The organism is Salinibacterium sp. NSLL17 (assembly GCF_015864935.1).
Taxonomy (GTDB): Bacteria; Actinomycetota; Actinomycetes; order Actinomycetales; family Microbacteriaceae; genus Rhodoglobus.
Window position 1 is genome coordinate 269,367 of record NZ_JADYWH010000002.1, and the last position, 20,751, is coordinate 290,117.

Consider the following 20,751-nt stretch of genomic DNA (forward strand, 5'->3'; position numbering starts at 1 on the left):
CCTACTGCGGTTAGGCGTTAATGATTCGCGCTCCGTGCACTGGGCCGGTTGCTCGCACCACATTCATTTGGGCTGCGCTGAGCGCAATCTGCAGTTCGAGAGCCGAATCGAGGTCGGCTGTGAGGAACGCTACCGTCGGCCCAGAGCCCGAAACGACGCCAGCGAGAGCACCGTTCTTTTCGCCAAGTTCGATGACTGCGGCGAGAGAGGGCTGCAATTTGAGGGCGGGAGCCTGAAGGTCATTGTGGAGACATTCGGCGAGCATGTGCGGGTCGCCGGCGCGCAACGCCTGCAACACATCGGTCTCGACCGTTGGGGCAACCTCGGCGGGAAAAATGTCTTGAGAGTGACGCTGACGGTGGAGGTCGAGTTCGGTGTAGACCTCCGGGGTGGAGAGCCCGAAGTCGGCGAGCGCCAACACCCACTGAAACTGTCCCTTGGCGAGAGCCGGGCTGAGTCGGTCGCCACGACCTGTTCCGATCGCGGTTCCGCCGGTGAGCGCGAACGGCACGTCGGAACCCAGTTCAGAAGCGAGGCCGAGCATTTCTTCGCGAGAGATGTTGGTGCCCCACAACGCGTCGCAGGCAAGGAGGGTTGCTGCGGCATCCGCAGAACCGCCACCCATGCCGCCGGTGACAGGAACATGCTTTTCGATCTCGAGACGAACGCCACCGCGGTAGCCGGTGCGGCGGGCAAGCAGGCGGGCTGCTTGAATCGCAATGTTCGAACCATCGGTGGGAACGCGCGACAGGTTTACCGTTCCCGTGACAGAAACAGAGAAGTCGTCGGCGTGGAATGCTCGAACATCTTCACACAGCGAAAGGGCCTGATAGGCAATCGCAACATCGTGATAGCCATCGTCGAGCAGCGAGCCCACTTTGAGAAAGACGTTGACCTTGCCGGGGGCACGGGCGTGAACCATTGTGGAGGCTGCCGGGGCGGTAGTCATGAACCAAACTTACCTTGTGCGGCGGACCTGTCTGTGCGCCGGATGGGGATAACTGGCCCCCGCGCACAATTGTGAGGGTCTCGTTACCGTAGCGAAATCACGGGGAAATAGTGAGCCCGCGGATCGCCGCATAGCGCGCTGTGACTGACTCCGCCCACTCGCTGCTCACGTGAGCAGCATTGGCTTCAAACCAGCTCAGAAACTGGGAGTGCTGCCACGTGGTTGCGCCCGCCATATCGAGAAAAGCAAACCACTCATCGGGATGCCGCCCTGTTCCTTCCAGAACGTCGCGGTCACTGGGGGTGCTGTTCGTTGCTTCCGACATGAGGTAAACCTACCGTCGTTCGGCACCAAACGGAATGGCTGCGCTACGCCGCGCGGGCAATAGCAAGGAAATCGTGCACCGTGAGCTCCTCGCCCCGAGCCGTCGGCGCGACACCCGCCGCAATGAGACGGTCGGAGGCGGCGGTTGAGCTGCCCAACAGACTTGAGAGCGACTGACGCAACATTTTGCGACGCTGCTGGAAGGCGGCATCCACGAGCGCGAAGGTAGCTTTGCGTTCGTCGATCGTGCCCGGCTGTTCGCGGCGTTCAAAGCGCACGAGCACCGAGTCGACATTGGGCACGGGCCAGAACACCTGGCGGCTGACGAGACCGGCGGTGGAGAACTCGCCGTACCAGGCCGCCTTGATGCTCGGCGAACCGTAGACCTTGCTGCCGGGGCCTGCCGCGACGCGATTGCCGACTTCGGCCTGCACCATGACGAGGCCGCGGTCGAGCGAATCGAAGTGCTCCAAGAAGTGCAGCAACACCGGCACCGACACGTTGTACGGCAAGTTCGCGACGAAAACACGGGGGTCGTTGGGTAGCTCAGTGACGCGCAACGCGTCGTCGGTGATGACGGTGAGCTGAGCATCCGGCTGCATCTGGCTGACGGTGATGGGCAACTGGGCGGCGAGGCGCTTATCGATTTCGACGGCGACGACGGATGCCCCGGTCTCGAGCAACCCGAGGGTCAACGATCCCAGCCCTGGACCGACCTCGACCACTGTTTCGCCCGAGACGACGTGCGCGGCCTTCACAATGCGGCGCACCGTGTTGGGATCAATGACAAAGTTTTGGCCCAACTTCTTGGTGGGCTGGATGCCGAGCAGATCAGCAAGATCGCGGATCTCGGCGGGACCGAGCAAAGTATTCATCGCGTGCCTACATTCTGTGCGCTCGAGACGGATGCAGCGGTCGCGTCGCCGCGCGCGGGTGCGGCCTCGATGTCGGCGGGAAGTTCGGTATCCCACGAACCATAGACGGCCTCGGTAGTGGCGGAGAGCTGAGCCGAAAGCTCGAGCTCGGTGATCTCGAGGTGGGCTGCCATCGCGCGCACCGTGTGCGGCATCAGGTACGGCGCATTGGGCCGCCCCCGCAGCGGATGCGGCGTGAGGTAGGGAGCGTCGGTTTCGACCATGATGCGGTCGAGATCGATCACCGAGAGCGCTTCACGCAGGTTCGCCGCGTTCTTGAACGTGACCGTGCCGGCGAACGACAAAAACCAGCCGTTGTCGGCAGCAATGCGCGCCATTGCCGCATCGCCCGAGAAGCAGTGGAAGACCGTGCGCTCCGGAGCGCCGACGCGCAACAGCGTCTCAATGACCTCGTCGTGGGCGTCGCGATCGTGAATCTGCAGCGCAAGGCCGTGCCGCTTGGCAATCGCAATGTGCTCTTCGAAGGAGCGAAACTGCGCCGGGCGGCCCGCGTCATCCGTGCGGAAAAAGTCGAGACCCGTTTCGCCGACCGCGCGCACTCGTGGAAGCGCGGCGAGTTCGTCGATGGCCGCGAGCGCAGCATCCAATTCCCCTGCGGCGTCGAGTTCGGGGGCATCGTTCGGGTGAATCGCTACCGCAGCGAGAACACGAGGGTTAGTGGCGGCAAGTTCGGCCGACCAGCGACTCGTGGCGACATCGGTGCCAACCTGCACGACGCCACGCACACCGACCGAGGCTGCGCGCGCGAGGTGTTCGGTGAAGTCGAGCGCGCCGTCTGGCCCGCCGTCAGCGATCTCGAGGTGCGTGTGATTGTCGTAGACAACGCCCTCGAGCGGCTCGGGCAGCGGCGGATACTGCATCTTCTCAGAGGCTTTATCGTCGGCGCTGCGGTGACGCTGCCTAATAAACGGTTCGGTCACGCCGTGCCGCTCTCGGCATCCACTTCGATGCGCGGGAACAGTGACGATTCGAGCGCGGTCACGCGACCGGTGTTCGACCAGTTCGTGGCATCGTCGATGCGCTGCTCACGCAGTTCACCCACACCACCGATGGCTTGCCAGAGCTTTTCGGTTGCCTTCGGCAGCACGGGCGACAGCAAAATGGCGAGGGTGCCCAGACCGTTGACGGTCGTGGCCAACACGGTGCCAAGGCGTTCGCGGTTGGCGGGGTCTTTCGACAGCGCCCACGGCTCTTGTTCGGTGATGTACCCGTTGAGTTCATCCACGAGTTGCCATACCGAGGCCAGCGCTTCGTTGATCGCGAACGTGTCAATTAACGCGTTCGACTGCTCGGTCGCACGCTTCTGGGTGGCAATAATCGCTTCGTCGGATGCCGTCAGCTCACCGAGCGCCGGAATCTCACCATCGAAGTACTTATTCACCATCGCAATAACGCGCGAGGCAAGGTTGCCGAAGCCGTTGGCCAGCTCTGACTGGTAGCGCGCGCTCAGGTCTTCCCAGCTGAAGGAGCCGTCTTGACCGAACGTGATGGCGCTCATGAAGTAGTAGCGGAACGCATCCGAACCGAACGTGTCGGTGATTTGGCTCGGGGCGATACCGGTTAGCTTCGACTTGGACATCTTTTCGCCACCGACGAGCAACCAGCCGTGTCCGAAGACGGCGCGCGGCACGGGTAGCCCAGCAGCCATGAGCATGGCGGGCCAGATGACCGCGTGGAAGCGGGCAATGTCTTTACCGACAAGTTGTACGGCAGGCCAGCGCTTAGCGAACTGTTCGTCGTCGACGCCGTAACCGATGGCACTGACGTAGTTGAGCAGGGCGTCGAACCAGACGTACACGACGTGGGTTTCATCCCACGGAACCTTGACACCCCAGTCGAAGCTGGAGCGTGAAATGGAGAGGTCGTCGAGCCCCTGCTTGACGAACTGCACGATTTCGTTGCGCACGCTCGCGGGCTGCACGAAGTCGGGCTGGCTCTCGTAAAGGTCGAGCAGCTTCTGACCGAAGTCGCTCATGCGGAAGAAGTAGTTCTTCTCCTTGAGAATCTCGACGGGGCGCGAGTGAATCGCACACACGAGCTGCCCCTTGTATTCGCCGTCGGCGGCTGTGACGAGGTCATCAAGCTGCTTGTACTCTTCGCAACCGACGCAGTAATAGCCCTCGTATTCGCCGGCATAAATGTGGCCGTCGTCATAGAGGCGCTGCAGGAAGGTCGACACTGCCTTCTCGTGACGCTCGTCAGTCGTGCGGATGAAGTCGTCGTTGGCAATGTCGATCGTCTCGAGCAGCGGCTGCCAGGAGTCGGCAACGAGGCGGTCGGCCCACTCTTGCGGAGTCGTGTTGTTGGCCACGGCGGTGCGCAGAATCTTTTGGCCGTGCTCGTCGGTGCCTGTGAGCAACCAGGCGTCTTCACCCCGCTGACGGTGCCAGCGCGCAAGAACGTCGGCGGCCACCTCCGTATACGCGTGCCCGATGTGGGGAACGTCGTTTACATAGAAAATGGGCGTCGCAATGTAGAAGGAGTCGCCGGCAGACATGCCCCCATTCTATTCGCCTGTGTCGATTGATTACGCCGGGGGTGTTCAGAGCGCAGCAGTGACAGTCCACGACCGAGTCGGGAGTCGGATGCACGCCTCCCCGATGTGGGAGTATGTGGTTTTTTCTGTATTTGTGTTGCATTGCCGCGGCATCAGGCGTACTCTCGCAGAAACGCAGTCAGGTGCGTTGGCAATCACTGGAGATTACGGATGTACGCAGAAGAGCGGCAACAGCACATAGAGGGCACGCTTGCTGACGTTGGTCGCGTCGCCGTAATCGACCTCGCCCGCACGTTCGACGTGTCAAGCGAAACGGTCCGTCGAGACCTCGATCAGCTCGAAGCACGAGGCGTATTGCGTCGCGTGCACGGGGGCGCGGTCTCGGCGGCTCGGATTAGTCGCGTCGAGGAAAGTGTCGCTGCCCGCACCGACCGCAACTCGGATGCCAAAGAGCGCATTGCGGTGGCCGCGATGGCCCTCATTCCGTCCACCTTCACCGGCGCGATCAGCATCGACTCGGGCACCACCACGAGTCGCTTGGCGCAGCACTTGCGTGACTGGCAGCCCGCGGCATCCACTGGTTCGCTGACCGTCATCACTCACTCGATTTCCATTGCGGCCATCGTGAGCGAGAGCCCGCACATTGAGGTTCAGCTCATCGGCGGTCGCTTGCGCGGCATCACGGGGGCTGCGGTCGGTTCCGCCACGCTCACCCAGCTGGCGGGCATCCGCCCCGATATCGCATTCTTGGGAGCCAACGGTGTTCACGCCGACTTTGGTTTCAGCACGCCAGACCCCGACGAAGCAGCAGTCAAGAGCGCGCTCACTCGCGGTTCGCGTCGCGCGATCGCCCTCGTCGACGCTTCTAAGCTCGGCATCGAAACCCTCATCAGCTTCGCGTCACTCTCGGAGGTCGACACGATCATCACCGATCATTCCCCCGACGACGACCTCACTCGAGCGCTCGCGCGTGCGGATGTCGAAACGGTGATCGCATGATCGTCACCGTCACCGCCAACCCGAGCCTCGATCGCACGATCGAGCTCGACTCTGCTCTCGACCGCGGCGAAGTTCAGCGCTCGGTAGCCAGCAGCGAGCAGCCAGGCGGCAAGGGTGTCAACGTGTCGCGAGCGCTCATTGCGTCGGGCCTCGACACGATTGCTGTGCTGCCCGGCGATGCTTCTGACCCGATGCTGGTCGCCCTGCGCGCCGAGCACACTCCGACCGCTGGGCTGCCGATCGCGGGTCGCGTGCGCTCCAACGTGACGATCACCGAGCCCGATGGCACGACCACCAAGATCAACGAGCCCGGCCCGCAGCTCACCGCTGATGACGATGCCGCTCTCATTGACCTTGTCGTCTCGCACGCTCGCCGTGCCGAGTGGGTTGTTCTTGCCGGCTCGCTTCCTCCCGGCCTGAGCGACGACTTTTATGTGCGCATCATTGAAGCCATTCGCGCTGCCGCTTCTGACGATACGGCTGCTGGCGCGTGCCCCCGCATCGCCGTGGACTCCTCCGGCTCCCCCATGTTGGCCCTCATCGAGTCGGGTGTTGGCGTTGACCTCATTAAGCCCAACGCCGAGGAGCTCGCCGAAATGACCGGCCTTCCCGACACCTTTGAGGACGATCCGGATGCCGCGGCCGCCGCCGCGCTCACGCTCGTGCACCGCGGCTGCCGCGCCGTTCTCGCGACCCTCGGATCGCGCGGAGCACTTCTCGTGACCGCCGACGAGACGTGGCGCGCGACCATGCCTCCCGTGGCGGCCAAGAGCACCGTCGGCGCCGGAGATGCCTCCTTAGCCGGTTACCTTCTCGCCGACCAGCGCGGTGCTGCCCCCGAACGACGCCTCGCGCAGGCCGTCGCTCACGGAGCCGCCGCCGCCTCCCTGCCCGGCAGCACCATGCCGAGCCCCGAAGACACCACCCCCACCGCCGCTGACGTGCGCCTACTCAGCCGCCCCACCGCACCATAAATCTCAGCATCACCACTGCTGCCTACAAGGAGAAAGCAATGTCGCACCTCATCACCACCGACCTCGTGTTGTTGGATGCCGATCTCGGCACCGACCGCGAAAGTGTCATTCGCGCGCTGACGAATCTCGTCGCCGAACAGGGCCGTGCCACGAACGCGGAGTCGCTCTTCGACGACGCTTGGGCTCGCGAACAGCTCACCGACACGGGAGTTCCCGGCGGAATCGCCATCCCCCACTGCCGCTCAGAAGCCGTGACCGAACCCACCCTCGTGATGGCACGCCTGAAGCCTGCCGTTGACTTCGGTGCGACGGATGCTGCAGCTGACCTCATCTTCTTGATCGCGGCCCCGGCCGGCGCCGACCAAGAACACCTCACGGTTCTCTCCGCTCTTGCCCGGTCGCTCGTGAACCCCGAGTTCGTTGACAGCCTGCGTGCCGCGGAAACCCGCGAAGACATCGTTGCTCTCGTCGAGCAGGCCACCGCGCCCGAAGAGAAGGCTGCTCCCGCCGCTGGGGCTGGATCTGCTGCTGGTGCTGGTGCCGCTGGTGCAGCGAGCACCGCCAAGCACGCTGCTCCGGCCGCGACCGCTGCCCCTGGCTCGGGCTCAGACGGCGCCGCGCGCCCCGTGTTGATTGCCGTCACCGCGTGCCCCACCGGCATCGCCCACACCTACATGGCCGCCGATTCACTCGCTGCCGCCGCAGAACGTGCTGGCGTGGAACTCCACGTCGAGACTCAGGGTTCGTCGGGGGCAACGCCGCTGGATCCTGCGGTTATTGCTGCGGCATCCGCTGTCATCTTTGCTGTGGATGTGGATGTGCGCGACAAGGCTCGTTTCGCCGGCAAGGCTCTTGTGCAGTCGCCTGTGAAGCGCGGCATTGACGCGCCAGACGAGATGATCGCTGAAGCTCTCGCCGCCGCGAGCGACCCCGACGCTGCGCGCGTTGCCGGTGACAGCGCAGCAAGCGAGGCCACCAGCAGCACGAGCGACGAGCACTTCGGCCAGACCGTCAAGCGAGCCCTACTCACGGGTGTGAGCTACATGATTCCGTTCGTGGCGGGTGGCGGTCTGTTGATCGCTCTCGGCTTCCTGCTCGGTGGCTACCTGATCACCGACACCGCGAGCGACATCATCGCGCAGAACAGCCTCTGGAACTTGCCTGAGGGTGGCCTCGCGGCGTACCTCGGCGCTGCAGCCTTCAAGATCGGTGCCGCCTCGATGGGCTTCCTCGTTCCGGCCCTCGCCGGTTACATCGCCTACGCGATTGCTGACCGCCCCGGCATCGCCCCCGGTTTCACCGCCGGAGCTGTCGCGGGTCTGATGGGTGCTGGCTTCCTCGGCGGAATCGTCGGTGGACTCCTAGCCGGTGTCGCCGCGCACTGGCTTGCTCAGCGCAAGACCGCAGCCTGGTTCCGCGGTCTCATGCCCGTCGTCGTGATCCCGCTGCTGGCGTCGATCTTCGCCTCCGGCCTCATGGTGCTGATCCTCGGCGGGCCGATCGCCTCCCTCACCGTTGCCCTCAACAACTTCCTCAACGGCCTGACCGGCGCCTCCGCTGTCGTTCTCGGCCTCATCTTGGGAGCCATGATGGGCTTCGACCTCGGTGGCCCCGTGAACAAGGTGGCGTACGCCTTTGCTGTCGCCGGTCTCGGTGCCGGTGCAATCGACAACCAGGCACCATGGATGATCATGGCCGCCGTCATGGCATCAGGAATGGTTGCGCCTCTCGCGATGGCGCTCGCCTCCACCGTGCTTGCTCGCCGCCTGTTCTCGCCCGTCGAGAAGGAAAACGGCAAGGCAGCCTGGTTGCTTGGTGCTTCGTTCATCTCGGAGGGCGCCATCCCGTTCGCTGCTGCTGACCCGCTGCGCGTGATCCCTGCCAGCGCCATCGGCAGTGCCGTCACGGGCGGAATCATCATGGCTGCTGGCGTTACCTCGCAGGCGCCGCACGGTGGAGTGTTCGTGTTCTTCGCGATCAATCCATTCCCGATGTTCCTGCTCGCGATTGTCGCCGGAACCATCGTCACCGCACTCATCGTCGTCGCCCTCAAGCGTTTCGTGCGCAAGAGCAGCACCGTCGCTGACGCGAACGCGCAGGTGCCTGTCGCGGCATAAGGTCGTAGGCTACAGCTGCGTCACACCGCCGCTCATGCGCCGAGAGCTTCACGTCGTGCGTCGAATTTGGGAGACTCAATGAAGATCACCGAAAGCGTGCACATTGATGCGCCAACGCAACGCGTCTTCGAGATTTTTACTGACCTCGACAGCACACCGTCCCGAGTCAGCGGCATCCTCTCGCTCGAAGTTCTTGAGGGCCCTGCGCAACTCTCTGTCGGCACAAAGTGGCGTGAGACTCGCGTGTTTGCGGGAAAAGAAGCCACCGAAGTGATGTGGGTGACGGCCTACGAGCAGGATGTGTCGTACACCGTGGATGCGCAGTCGCACGGCATGCACTACCAAAGTGTGTACCTGTTCATGCCGAGTCACGGCGGAACTCGGCTGGACTACCGCTTCACGATGACACCGCTCACCTTCGGGGCACGTCTCATGAGCGTGGTCGGATTACTGTTCCTCGGCGCAACAAAGAAGGCGCTCACGAAAGACCACCACGAGTTGAAGGTTGCGTGCGAGTCAGCGGCCTAAACCGCTCACGATGACAACGATCCCTCGCTTCAGCGGCGGGATGACCGTCAGTTGGAGTCGAGAGGTTACGGCTTGGAGCGCAAGGCCGCTTCGTAGAGTTCGCGCTTGCTGAGCCCGGTTTGCTCGGCCACTTCGGTCGCCGCCTCTTTCAGGCGAGCACCATCGGCGACCAGCGCGAGCACGTAAGTGACTGCGGTCGGGAGATCGGATGTCGCGGGCGGGGCACCCTCGACGACGAGACAGATCTCGCCTCGGGCGCCGTCTTTGAACTTGGCGGCAAGTTCAGCGGCGGTGCCGCGGGCAACCTCTTCATACATCTTGGTGAGTTCACGGCAGACGACAGCGCGACGGTCATCGCCCAAGGCGGTGGCGAGGTCGGCGAGCGCCGCGGGAAGACGGTTGGGGCTCTCGAAGAACACCATCGTGCGCTCTTCGCGCGCGAGGGTGCGGAAGTAGGCGACGCGGCCCTTGCGCGGCAAGAAACCTTCGAAGCTGAAGCGGTCAGTCGGCAGGCCGGAGACGGCGAGGGCGGTAAGCACAGCGCTCGGTCCGGGCAGAGCTGTCACGGTTACCCCAGCAGCGGCGGCTGCCGAGACGAGAGGAAATCCGGGGTCGCTGATGGCGGGCATCCCAGCATCGCTGAGCACCAGAACGTCGGCGTCACGGGCCAACTCGACGATCTCGGCAGCTTTCTCTGACTCGTTGTGTTCGTGCAGCGGGATGAGCCGCGGCCGGTTGTCGATGCCGAGAGCGCGCATGAGATGGATGGTCGTGCGGGTGTCTTCGCTCGCGATCACCTCAGCGTTCGTGAGGGCCTCGATGAGGCGCTGAGACGCGTCGCCAAGATTGCCAATGGGAGTCGCCGCAAGAATGATCACTCGGCCATTCTCCCACCCGCGCACAAGGCGCAGAATTCGGCTCCCGTTCGCGCGCAGATCACCCCTTCTGAGGTCGTAGGGTTGCACTATGTCGACTCGTCCGCCCTTGAGGGGAACGCCCCTCGGCGCTGTCATGCTTGTGGTGTTGGGCCTGATCTTTCAGGACGTCGGCGCTTCGGTAGCGGTGCTGCTGTTCCCCGAAGTCGGCCCCGCCGGAATGGTGTCGCTGCGCCTGGTTTTCTCCGCCGCGATTCTGCTGGCGATTGCCCGCCCCAACCTGCGCGCCATCTCGAAGCGCGCGTGGATCATGGCGGTCATTTTTGGTATTTCGCTCGGCGGCATGAACCTGCTGTTCTACGAAGCTCTCTCGCGCGTTGACCTTGGGGCGACCGTCACTATTGAGGTGCTCGGACCGCTCGTACTCTCCGTTATCGTCGCCCGCCGCGCCAGCGCGTGGCTGTGGGCTGTGCTCGCCTTCGCCGGTGTCGCACTGCTCAGCCTGGGCAGCGTTGGCGCCCTCGACCCCGTCGGTGTTGCCTTCGCGCTCGCCGCCGCCGTGTCGTGGGCGGGCTACATCTTGGCGTCCCGCAAAACCGGCCAAGTCTTTGCCGGCTTGGATGGCCTCGCTATCGCCATGGCAATCGGCGCGATCATCAGCCTCCCCTTCGGCATCTCGCAGGCCGGAAGCACTCTGCTTGAACCATCGATTCTCGTGCGCGGCCTCGCGGTCGCCATCTGTTCGTCAGCGATCCCCTACGCCCTCGAACTCATCGCACTGCGTCGCATCTCCGCCGCCGCGTTCTCGGTGCTCATGGCTCTAGCTCCCGCTATCGCGACCGGCGCTGGCTTCTTCGTGCTCGGGCAAAACATCACCCTGATTCAGGGAGTCGGAATCGCGCTCGTGATCGCGGCCTCCATCGGGGCCGTGCGGGCGGCATCCCGCGTGCCGGGAGAACCCGGGGCTGGGCCGAACGCACTACTGCCCGAAGAGACCCCGCTGTAGCGGAAGCCTCCCCGGGCAGCGGGAGCGAGTGTTAGCGGTTAGCGCTCAGCGGGTGCAGGCTCTGAACTGCTGCTCGCGTCATCCGGAGCAACAACGTGCATGGGGTGACTGCGCTCGAGAGCGGCGCCCTCGACATCCACACTGGGCAGGATGCGGTCAAGCCACTTCGGCAGCCACCACGCGGAGGCCCCAAGCAAGTGCATGAGCGACGGGATGAGCAGCATCCGCACGACGAAGGCATCGAACAGCACGCCGACGGCAAGACCGAAGCCGAGCGGGCGCACCATCGCGAGGTGCGAGAAGACGAAGCCTCCGAAGACGGCGATCATGATGATCGCGGCGGCCGTGACAACCGCTCGCCCGCTGCGCAATCCGCTCATGACCGCGGCCCTAGCCGGGACACCGTGAACGTACGCTTCGCGCATGCCCGAAACTAGGAACAACTGGTAGTCCATGGCGAGGCCAAACAGCACGCCCATGATGATGATCGGGGCGAAGTTCAACAGCGGCCCCGGATCGGTGACGCCGAAGACGGCACCCAACCAGCCCCACTGGTACACGGCGACCATCGCGCCGAACGCAGCCAGCAGCGACAACACGTAGCCGAGAGTCGCAATAACCGGCACGAGTAGCGAACGGAAGACCAGAATCAGGATGAGCAGCGAGAGCCCCACGACCACGGCGAGGTAGAGCGGCAGCACTCCCGCGAGCTTCTCGGAGATGTCGATGTTTCCGCTGGCCGAACCCGCAACACCGAGTTCGATTCCACCATCGAGCGGCGAACTGTCGCGCAGGTCATGCACGAGTTGGCCGGTCGACTCACTCGACGGACCGTCAACAGGGATGACCTGGAACGCGAAGTAATCTGACTCATCCGAGACACCAACGGGGGCAACCGCGACGACGTCATCGAAGGCCAGCAGCATGTCGGCGAGGTCGGCTTGCGTCTCGACAACGGCATCCTCCTCCACACCTTCGGGCAGGGTGGCCGTGACCAAGAGCGCACCGTTCTGACCGGCACCGAATTCTTCAGCGACCGTCGTGTAGGCACGGTACTGGGTCGAATCGGCCGGCTCAGACGAGCCATCCGGCAAACCGAGACGCATCGAGAGCGCGGGGATTGCAACCACGAGCAGTCCGAGAATGGCAACCACGAGAATCGCAATCGCGCGGCTCGTACGCATCGGTCGGGCGGCAACCTGCTTGTGCACCTCATGACCGATTTCCTGGCGGGCGCGACGCGACAGAACGCGAGTGCCGAGCAACGACAACAGTGCCGGGGTGAGGCTGACCGCGATGAGAACCGAGACGAGCACGCAGACGGCGCCGACCGTTCCCATCACACCGAGGAACGGGATGCCGCTGACATTGAGGGCGAGCAACGCCACCAACACCGTCGACCCGGCGAACAACACCGCGTTGCCCGACGTGCCATTGGCGAGACCGATCGACTCGTGGAGCTCCATGCCCGCCGCCAACTGACGACGGTGACGCTGCACGATGAAGAGTGTGTAGTCGATTCCGACAGCGAGGCCAAGCATCACACCAAGAATCGGTGTCACCGAGGTCATTTCTACGACGCCCGACAGCGCGAGCGAACCCGCAACACCCACGCCAACACCAATGAGCGATGACACGATCGGCAGCACCGCAGGCAAGAACGAGCGGAACAGCACGAGCAAGACGAGCCCGGCCAACAGCACACCGATCAACTCGCCGATGCCGAGAAGGCCATCGGTCGAGGTCGCAATCGACGACGAATAGTCGACGGTCACTCCATCGATCTGGATGGCATCCAGCTCAGCAGCGATCGCGCTCTTCGTCTCCCCCGAGAGGTCGAGCAGTTCGCTGTCGAACGTGAGGAGGCCGAGCGCCGTAGCGCCATCGTCGGAGACAAAGGTGATTGCAGCGGCGGCATCCATGAGGCGCTCGCCGTAGCCAAGCTGCTGCTCCTGCTCGTCGAGCAGCGTCGCGTTCTCGTCGATCGTGGCCTGCTGGGCGGTGAGCTCGGCTAGTCCGGCATCAATCTGAGCCTGTTGGGCATCGAACTGGGCGACGGATGCCTCGTAGAAGCCTGCCACTTTGGCCTGCTCGATCGCGGCATCCAGTTGGGTCTGACCAGCCTCAAGTTCTTGAGCGCCTGCATCCAATTGGGCCTGGCCGTCAACGATCTGCTGCTTGCCTGCGTCGATCTGCTCGCGACCGTCCACGATCTGTTGCGCTTGCTCGTCGCGTTGGGCGTCAGTCTCGAAGGGGTCGATGACCGCGCTGACATCGTTCTGTGAGGTGAGCTCGGCGAGAGCATCCGTGATCTCAGACTGCTGCGAAGCAGAGAACGCTTCGCCATCTTCTGAACCGAACACAACGGTGGCTGAGATGCCGCCAATGTCACCGAGGCGGTCGGTGAGTTCGGAGGCCACACGCTCTGTTTCGGTGCCGGGAATCGACATCGTCGACGACAGCGTGCCGCCGAAGAGGGCGAAGCCACCAACGGCGAGACCAAGAACAGCGATCCAGCTCACGATAAAGAGCCAAGCGCGGCGGGCCGAGAGTCGGCCAAGGCGATACAGAAGTTCAGCCATGCTGAAGAGGACCTCTCGTAGAAAACAGTACGGGGCACTTCATCGGGCCATGGCCATCGTATTCGTCTTCAACGAGTTTTCCAACAACTGTCGGAAAACTCACATTCGCGGTGAGATTGTCTGCCAGAATCAAAGAATGGATGTGCGCGTAGAACGAACAAGACAGAGCCTGCAACAGGCACTCTTCGCCCTCACCCAAGAACGCGCCTTCGACGAAGTAACCGTCAGCGACATCGCCGAACGCGCCGGCGTCAACCGCAGCAGCTTCTACCAGCACTACGCCGACAAAGAGACCCTGTTGGCCTTCGCCATCGAAGCCGCGGCGGATGAGGCCGGCGTTCAACTGGCCGACCTCGACCCCGAAAGCGCCACAGCCCCACCCGCGCTCAGCAACTATCTCGGCCACATCGATGCCAACGCTGCGGTCTACTCGAGCGTTTTAGGTCCACGAGGTTCAGCCCTCGTCGCCTCGCGCATGCGCACCCGGCTCAAACAGATCGTGCGCGAAGGAATCATCAACCACGGCAGCGACCAGCTGGAAGGCATTGCCCTCGACATCGAAAGTGCCAGCATCACCGGCGCAACCTTCGGCATCATCGAAGCGTGGCTCGCGATGGAACCGCGCCCATCGGCCGAGACCGCAGTGACCTGGATCTGGCAGTCCTTCGGAACTCCGAGTGGGCGCTGGGACGAAATCTTTCCCGCGAGCTAGCGTCGACTCCCCCAGAACACTGGGCTCCGGTCTGCAGCGCATGGTTTCCCTCAGTACCATTGCGGGGTGAGCCAGACGAACCCGCGCGACTTCGACGACATCCTGTCGAACGAGTCGCCGGCACGTGCGTCTGAGATTTCGGACGGCTCAGAGGCTTCGGATTCTTCAGCACCCCCGGGCCGCCACTATGCCGCCGACGAGGGCTCGGCGCTCGATCACTGGTGGGCGGCGAGAAGTCCGCTGACCCGCCGCTGGCTCGGCTGGGCTGGGCCGGCGATTGTGGTGCTGATTGCAGCATTCACGCGACTGGTTGGCCTCGGGCATCCGTCGTCGCTGGTGTTTGACGAGACCTTTTATGTGAAAGATTCGTGGACGCTCGTGAATCTCGGCTACGAGGCACAGTGGCCAGCCGAAGCCGATGCCCTGTTCAACAGCGGCAAGGTCAACATCTTTCTGAATGACCCGTCGTTTGTGGTGCATCCGCCGCTCGGCAAGTGGCTGATCGGGTTGGGCATGCTGCCGGGCGGAGGCGAAGATCCCTTTGGCTGGCGCATCGCGACCGCCATTGTCGGCATTCTCGCGGTCGTGGTGCTCATGCTGATCGCCAAGAAACTGTTTGGCTCCACGCTGTTGGCGACTCTCGCCGGGCTCTTGATGGCGATCGATGGCAACGCGATTGTCATGAGTCGGGTCGCGTTGCTCGACAACTTTGTGATGATCTTCGCCCTGCTCGGGGTCGGTGCGATGCTGCTGGATCGCGAGCATTCGGCCACCCGGCTGGCGCTGTGGATCAGTCGCCGTGGGCTCCGCGGCGCGAGCACCGAATGGGGTCCTGCGCTGTGGTGGCGGCCCTGGCTCATTCTCGCCGCCGTCGCCTTCGGGCTTGCTGCCGCCGTCAAATGGAATGGTCTCTATTTTTTGGCCGCCTTCGCCGTCTACAGCCTGGTAGTGGATGCTCTGGCGCGCCGCAGCGCCGGCATCAGCTTCTGGGGCTCCGGCACTCTCTTCAAGCAAGCCCCCGTCAGCTTCCTGCTGACCGTGCCGATTGCGCTGCTCGTGTACCTCAGCACGTGGACCGCCTGGTTCCTCAGCGACAACAGCTACGACCGCAACTGGGCCGAAAACGACGGCAACGCGTGGACAGGTTTCTTCAGCTGGGTGCCGCTCGACCTGCAAAGCCTGTGGCACTTTCAGTCGAGCGTCTACAGCTACCACGTGGGCGAAAGCCGACCACATCCGTATCAAGCAAACCCGCTGACCTGGCTGCTGCTCATCCGCCCCACGAGCATGTTCTACGAAAACTTGTCCCGCGGCGACGACGGCTGTCTCGCGGATGCCTGCGGCGCCTCCATCTCTGGAATCGCCAACCCCATCATCTGGTGGGCTGCGACCGCGGCCATGCTGTACCTCGTGTACCGGCTGGTGCGCTACCGCCAGTGGCAGACCGGCTTCATTCTGATGGGCGTCGCCGCCGGCTACCTACCGTGGTTGCTCTACCTGAACCGCACCGTGTTCCAGTTCTACACAATCGTGTTCGAGCCGTACCTGATCCTGGCGCTCGTGGCCGCCCTCGGGGTGATCATCGGCAGATCCGACGACGATCGCTATCGACGCACGAGCGGGCTCGGCGTCGTCGCCGTCTTTGTCGTCGTCGCCATCGCGGTCAGCGTGTTCTTCTGGCCGCTCTGGACCGGCCAAACCATCGACTACGACCTCCTGAGGCTGCGCTGGTGGCTGCCGACGTGGATCTAGACCGACCACTTTCGTGGCGTTCTGTTACGTCGAAAGACCGCTGGCGGCATCCGTTCTCTGTAGCCTGAAGCCATGGCTGATCGCGACTATGGTTTCCGCACGCGTGCAATTCACGCGGGCAACATCCCTGATGCGGCGACGGGCGCTCGCGCTCTGCCGATCTATCAGACCAGCGCCTACGTCTTTGATGACACCGCGGATGCCGCCGCCCGCTTCGCTCTGCAGAAGTACGGCAACATCTATTCCCGGCTGGCCAACCCGACGGTAGCCAGCTTTGAGGAACGTGTCGCTTCGCTTGAGGGCGGCCTCGGCGCTGTGGCCACCGGCAGCGGACTGAGCGCGCAATTCATCACGTTCGCGGCGCTCGCGGGTGCTGGCGATCACATTGTCTCGAGTGCCAACCTCTATGGCGGCTCGATTACGCAGTTGGATGTCACGCTGCGCCGTTTCGGGGTCGAGACCACGTTTGTGCGCTCCTCCGACCCTGCCGACTATGCGGCGGCGATCACCCCGAAGACGAAGCTGATCTTTGCGGAGACCATCGCGAATCCCTCAGGCGAGATCGCGGACATTGAGGGACTCGCTGAGGTCGCGCACGCCCACAACATTCCGCTCGTTATCGACTCAACGGTCGCGACCCCGTATTTGAGCCGCCCGATCGAGTGGGGCGCCGATATCGTCACTCACTCGGCGACCAAGTTTCTCGGCGGTGCCGGCACCACCCTCGGCGGTGTCGTCGTCGAGAGTGGTCGTTTCGATTGGGCCAACGAGCACTTCCCCCTCTTCGATGAGCCTGTTCCCAGCTATGGCGGCCTCAACTGGAGCGGCAACTTTGGCGAATACGCCTTCCTCACTCGATTGCGCGCTGAGCAGTTGCGCGACATCGGGCCCGCCCTTGCGCCGCACTCGGCCTGGTTGCTCGCGACCGGTGTTGAGACTCTGCCTTTCCGGATGCAAGCCCACGTCGACAACGCCCGCATCGTTGCCGAGTGGCTCGAAGCCGACCCGCGCATCGAAACCGTGTACTGGGCAGGCCTGCCGGGGCATCCGCATTTCGAGCGTGCGCAGAAATATTTGCCCCAGGGTGCCGGTTCGGTGTTCTCGTTCGAGGTTCGCGGCACGGGAACGCAGAACAGTCGGGCCGTCGGTCAGAAGTTCATTGAGAGCGTTGAGCTAGCCAGCCACCTTGCCAACATTGGTGATGCGAAGACGCTCGTGATTCATCCCGCGTCGACGACACACGCGCAACTCACCGAGCAGCAACTCATCGACGGCGGTGTACTGCCGGGTGTCGTGCGCATTAGCGTGGGAATCGAAGATCCAGAAGACATCATCGCCGACCTCGATCAGGCGCTGACCATCGCAGTGAAGGGCTAAGGATGTCGACAGAAGAAGTGCAGACCACCCAGCTCAGCAATGGGCTCACGTGCGATCTGCCCGCCAGTTCCCCGCTCGCCAAACTGCTCAAGTCGCAGCGAACCTGGGTGGGGCCGGATGCCAAAAAGCGTGCCGCGATCCTGCGCGCGGCGAAGTCAATCGCCATTGTCGGGGCCTCCCCGAATCCCTCACGGTCGAGCTACTTCGTGGGCACGTATCTGCTGCAGTCCACCGACTACCGCGTGTACTTCGTGAACCCCAACGCCGACACGATTCTGGGCCACAAGGCCTATCCCGACCTCGCGTCGCTGCCCGAAGTGCCCGACATCGTCGATGTGTTTCGCAAGGCCAGCGACATCCCCGCCGTGGTCGAGGACGTACTCGCCCTCGGCGCGACGACCGTGTGGGTTCAGCTCGGAATCTGGAATGAAGAGGCAGCCGTTTACGCCGAATCGCAGGGGCTCACCATCGTCATGGACCGTTGCCTTAAGGTCGAGCACGCACGCTTCAACGGTGGCCTCAACCTCATGGGTTTCGACACCGGGGTTATCTCGTCGCGTCGCGCGGGGCGCTAGCCTCACGGGGCGTTACTCGCTCGGCACTCCCAGCAGGGCAAGGCCGTTGCGATCGCCGTGCTCGATCATGTCGCCGTAGTACTCAATAACGAAGGTGCGGGCGAGCTGCCCAGCCCGAGCGCCATCCTGGGCTTCGATGGCGTTGAAGATTTCGTAGTCATGGGCGAGCGACAGCTTCATTTGCGCGCCGGAGTCTGGCGCACTGTTGATGCGGTCGTTGACCAGATCAACGAGCGCGCCGCGGGCGGCATCACCGCAAATCTGCATGAGTTGGTTGTGGCTTGCCTCCCACACCGTGGCGTGGAATTCGACATCTGCTTGGCTAAACGCCGCTGAGCCGCCGGCGATGCTCGACTCCATGGCTTCCACCGCGGTGCGCATTACTTCGAGCTGCTCCGGTGTGCGATGTTCGGCAGCCAGGGTGCAGGATGCCCCTTCGAGCATGACGCGGAATTCAACCAGCTCAGTGAGCTGGATTGTGCCGCTGCGCACCAAGCGGTTCATCGCTTTATGCAGCGTTGCCGGTGATGCTTGGAGGATCTCTGGCCCGCGAGGATCGCCGGGGCGTGAGCGCACCAGCCCACCGCTTTCGAGCACACGAAGGGCTTCGCGCACGGTCGCGCGGCTCACAGCGAAGGTGCCCATCAGGTCTCGTTCGCTCGGCAGACGATCTCCGGGGTTGAGTTGACGCGTGGCGATCGCTTGCTCGATCTGTTCCACGATCGCTTCATACGCGCGCACAGGCTTGACGGCGACGAACTCAGTTTTGTCAGTCATCTACTTTCCTTTTGCACATCATTGTTGCCGATTTTTGATCATTTCGCGCCCCGTGTTGACGACCCTCGTGGAGCGTGCAACACTATCGGACACGTCCCAAGTGTACTGGTCAGACCAGTTGTTTCGGGCCGTTATCCATCACATTTCAACCCCGTTTCGCACCACTCCCTTTCCCGCAATAAATCGGAAACAAACCAAGGAGATTGTCAAGACATGAGGTCCTTTACCCGGCGGAAATCCCTCGCCATCACCGCAACCGCAATGGTTGCTTCCCTCGCACTCGTCGGATGTTCAGCCGCCGACGATTCCAGCGATGCTGCCGCAAGCACCGAGCTTGTTGTCGGCCTGCTTGCCTCCCCGGCAAGCCTCGACTACTCGACCACCGGCGGTGCCGCGATCCCGCAGGCACTGCTTTACAACGTCTACGAAGGCCTCGTCAAAATCGACAACGCCGGCGACATCCAGCCGCTGCTCGCTGAGTCCTACTCGGTCAGCGACGATGGACTCGTCTACACGTTCCTGCTCCACGAAGGCGTGACCTTCTCCAACGGTTCGCCCTTCACCGCCGAGAGCGTCAAGTTCAGCCTCGAACGCGTCGCCGACAACTGGACCGCTAACGGCCCTGGCTACCTCGACCCCATCGCATCCGTCGATGTTGTCTCCGACACCGAGGTCACGATCACGCTCAGCACTCCGAGCAACAGCTGGCTCTTCAACATGGCCGGCCCGGTCGGAACCATGTTCAGCCCGGACGGCATCGATGACCTCGCCACCGACCCGGTCGGCACCGGCCCCTACGACGTGAGCGAATTCACCTCAGGCACCAGCCTCGAGCTGACCGAGCGTGACGACTACTGGGGTGAAGCACCCTTCATGAGCGACGTCACGTTCAACTACTACGCCGACGCCACAGCACAGACCAACGCCCTGCTCGGTGGAGATATCGACCTCATCTCCGCCCTCACCGCGTACCAGCTCATCGGTCAGTTCGAATCGGATGACGACTTTGCCGTCTACGAGGGAACATCAACCGGCGAGACCACGATGACCTTGAACAACCAGAGCGACGCCTTCAGCGACGTTCGCGTTCGTCAAGCCGTCATGTACGCCGTCGACCGCCAGGCCGTGCTCGACACCGTGAACAGCGGCTACGGTTCGATCATCGGCTCGATGGTTCCGCCGACTGACCCCTGGTTCGATGACTCACTCGTTGACCTCTACCCCTACGACCCCGCCAAGGCAGAAGCACTTTTGGCCGAAGCAGGCGTCAGTGACCTCACCGTTTCGATGAAGCTCCCCAACCTGCCCTACGCGGTGGATGCCGGACAGGTCGTCAAGGATCAGCTCGCGCAGGTCGGCATCACCGCCGACGTCACCACACTGGAGTTCCCCGCAGTCTGGCTCGACGAGGTCTTCACCAACCACGATTACGACATCTCGATCATCGCTCACACCGAACCGCGCGATGTCAGCGCATTTGCGGCGCCAACCTACTACGCGGGATACGACAACCCCGAAGTAATGGCACTGTTCGCTGAAGCTGACGCGAGCGACGAAGAAACCTTCGTCGAGTTGATGAAGGAAGCCACCGCGACCATGGCCGAAGAAGCCGCGGCCGACTGGCTCTTCCTGAACCCGAACGTGACGGCGGCAGACGCTGACCTCACCGGGGTTCCGCTGAACGCGCCGACGTTGTCATTCGACCTGACAACAATCGCACGCTAGAACTAGCCTCACCAGCACCACTCCCCTGACGGGTGGGGCCGGTACGT

General features: G+C 63.2%; 18 protein-coding genes. 10 read left to right on the forward strand and 8 right to left on the reverse strand.

Annotated features, from left to right (window positions below; all coding sequences use genetic code 11):
* Window positions 1-10 precede the first annotated feature (10 nt).
* From I6E51_RS10960 to metG, 5 genes are all read right to left on the reverse strand, one after another.
* A complete protein-coding gene (locus tag I6E51_RS10960; protein WP_197107545.1) occupies window positions 11-949 on the reverse strand; it encodes a 4-(cytidine 5'-diphospho)-2-C-methyl-D-erythritol kinase in 939 nt (312 codons plus the stop codon).
* A gap of 97 nt (window positions 950-1,046) precedes the next feature.
* A complete protein-coding gene (locus I6E51_RS10965; protein ID WP_197107547.1) occupies window positions 1,047-1,274 on the reverse strand; it encodes a 4-diphosphocytidyl-2C-methyl-D-erythritol kinase in 228 nt (75 codons plus the stop codon).
* Window positions 1,275-1,317: 43 nt separating this feature from the next.
* Window positions 1,318-2,148, reverse strand: a complete 831-nt coding sequence (gene rsmA, locus I6E51_RS10970) for a 16S rRNA (adenine(1518)-N(6)/adenine(1519)-N(6))-dimethyltransferase RsmA (protein ID WP_197107549.1) — start codon at window positions 2,146-2,148, stop codon at window positions 1,318-1,320.
* Window positions 2,145-3,128, reverse strand: a complete 984-nt coding sequence (locus I6E51_RS10975; protein ID WP_197110327.1) for a TatD family hydrolase — start codon at window positions 3,126-3,128, stop codon at window positions 2,145-2,147. The genes rsmA and I6E51_RS10975 overlap by 4 nt, the downstream gene beginning before the upstream one ends.
* A complete protein-coding gene (gene metG / locus I6E51_RS10980) occupies window positions 3,125-4,705 on the reverse strand; it encodes a methionine--tRNA ligase (protein ID WP_197110328.1) in 1,581 nt (526 codons plus the stop codon). The genes I6E51_RS10975 and metG overlap by 4 nt, the downstream gene beginning before the upstream one ends.
* Before the next feature lie 210 nt (window positions 4,706-4,915).
* Here metG and I6E51_RS10985 point away from each other — a divergent pair, with 210 nt between their 5' ends.
* The 4 genes from I6E51_RS10985 to I6E51_RS11000 all read left to right on the forward strand — a co-directional run bounded on the left by I6E51_RS10985 (window position 4,916) and on the right by I6E51_RS11000 (window position 9,323).
* Window positions 4,916-5,704 (forward strand): DeoR/GlpR family DNA-binding transcription regulator, encoded by a 789-nt coding sequence (locus tag I6E51_RS10985; protein WP_197110329.1) that lies wholly within the window; start codon window positions 4,916-4,918, stop codon window positions 5,702-5,704.
* On the forward strand, window positions 5,701-6,678 hold the full coding sequence (locus I6E51_RS10990) for a 1-phosphofructokinase family hexose kinase (protein WP_197110330.1): 978 nt from the start codon (window positions 5,701-5,703) through the stop codon (window positions 6,676-6,678). Before I6E51_RS10985 ends, I6E51_RS10990 begins: the two co-directional genes overlap by 4 nt.
* Window positions 6,679-6,716: 38 nt before the next feature.
* Complete coding sequence (locus I6E51_RS10995) at window positions 6,717-8,795, forward strand: fructose-specific PTS transporter subunit EIIC (protein ID WP_197110331.1); 2,079 nt, start codon at window positions 6,717-6,719, stop codon at window positions 8,793-8,795.
* A gap of 78 nt (window positions 8,796-8,873) precedes the next feature.
* Window positions 8,874-9,323, forward strand: coding sequence for an SRPBCC family protein (locus I6E51_RS11000; RefSeq protein ID WP_197110332.1), 450 nt, complete (start codon window positions 8,874-8,876; stop codon window positions 9,321-9,323).
* Between the two features lie 65 nt (window positions 9,324-9,388).
* Here the strand turns inward: I6E51_RS11000 and rsmI are convergent, their stop codons facing one another.
* Window positions 9,389-10,201, reverse strand: coding sequence for a 16S rRNA (cytidine(1402)-2'-O)-methyltransferase (rsmI, locus tag I6E51_RS11005; RefSeq protein ID WP_197107561.1), 813 nt, complete (start codon window positions 10,199-10,201; stop codon window positions 9,389-9,391).
* Window positions 10,202-10,334: 133 nt separating this feature from the next.
* On the opposite strand from rsmI, the gene I6E51_RS11010 reads away from it, so the two are divergent.
* On the forward strand, window positions 10,335-11,204 hold the full coding sequence (locus tag I6E51_RS11010; RefSeq protein WP_197110560.1) for a DMT family transporter: 870 nt from the start codon (window positions 10,335-10,337) through the stop codon (window positions 11,202-11,204).
* A gap of 38 nt (window positions 11,205-11,242) precedes the next feature.
* On the opposite strand, the gene I6E51_RS11015 is transcribed toward I6E51_RS11010, so the two are convergent.
* Entirely contained in the window at window positions 11,243-13,786 is a 2,544-nt protein-coding gene (locus I6E51_RS11015) for an MMPL family transporter (RefSeq protein ID WP_197110333.1), read from the reverse strand.
* Window positions 13,787-13,922: 136 nt separating this feature from the next.
* On the opposite strand from I6E51_RS11015, the gene I6E51_RS11020 reads away from it, so the two are divergent.
* The 4 genes from I6E51_RS11020 (at window position 13,923) to I6E51_RS11035 (ending at window position 18,202) form a co-directional block, all read left to right on the forward strand.
* Window positions 13,923-14,498 carry a TetR/AcrR family transcriptional regulator gene (locus I6E51_RS11020; protein WP_231600030.1) on the forward strand — a complete coding sequence of 192 codons (576 nt, stop codon included), beginning with the start codon at window positions 13,923-13,925 and terminating at the stop codon, window positions 14,496-14,498.
* 66 nt (window positions 14,499-14,564) lie between these two features.
* Window positions 14,565-16,250: a dolichyl-phosphate-mannose--protein mannosyltransferase gene (locus I6E51_RS11025; RefSeq protein ID WP_197110334.1), complete on the forward strand. Its 1,686-nt coding sequence runs from the start codon at window positions 14,565-14,567 to the stop codon at window positions 16,248-16,250.
* A gap of 72 nt (window positions 16,251-16,322) precedes the next feature.
* Window positions 16,323-17,627: an O-acetylhomoserine aminocarboxypropyltransferase/cysteine synthase family protein gene (locus I6E51_RS11030; protein ID WP_197110335.1), complete on the forward strand. Its 1,305-nt coding sequence runs from the start codon at window positions 16,323-16,325 to the stop codon at window positions 17,625-17,627.
* A 2-nt stretch (window positions 17,628-17,629) separates the two neighbouring features.
* Window positions 17,630-18,202: a CoA-binding protein gene (locus I6E51_RS11035; RefSeq protein WP_197110336.1), complete on the forward strand. Its 573-nt coding sequence runs from the start codon at window positions 17,630-17,632 to the stop codon at window positions 18,200-18,202.
* A 12-nt stretch (window positions 18,203-18,214) separates the two neighbouring features.
* On the opposite strand, the gene I6E51_RS11040 is transcribed toward I6E51_RS11035, so the two are convergent.
* The gene (locus I6E51_RS11040) at window positions 18,215-18,979 is read right to left on the reverse strand and encodes a FadR/GntR family transcriptional regulator (RefSeq protein WP_197107587.1); all 765 of its coding nucleotides are present in this window, start codon (window positions 18,977-18,979) and stop codon (window positions 18,215-18,217) included.
* A gap of 213 nt (window positions 18,980-19,192) precedes the next feature.
* Here I6E51_RS11040 and I6E51_RS11045 point away from each other — a divergent pair, with 213 nt between their 5' ends.
* Window positions 19,193-20,704 (forward strand): ABC transporter substrate-binding protein, encoded by a 1,512-nt coding sequence (locus I6E51_RS11045; protein ID WP_197107589.1) that lies wholly within the window; start codon window positions 19,193-19,195, stop codon window positions 20,702-20,704.
* The last annotated feature ends 47 nt before the right edge of the window (window positions 20,705-20,751 follow it).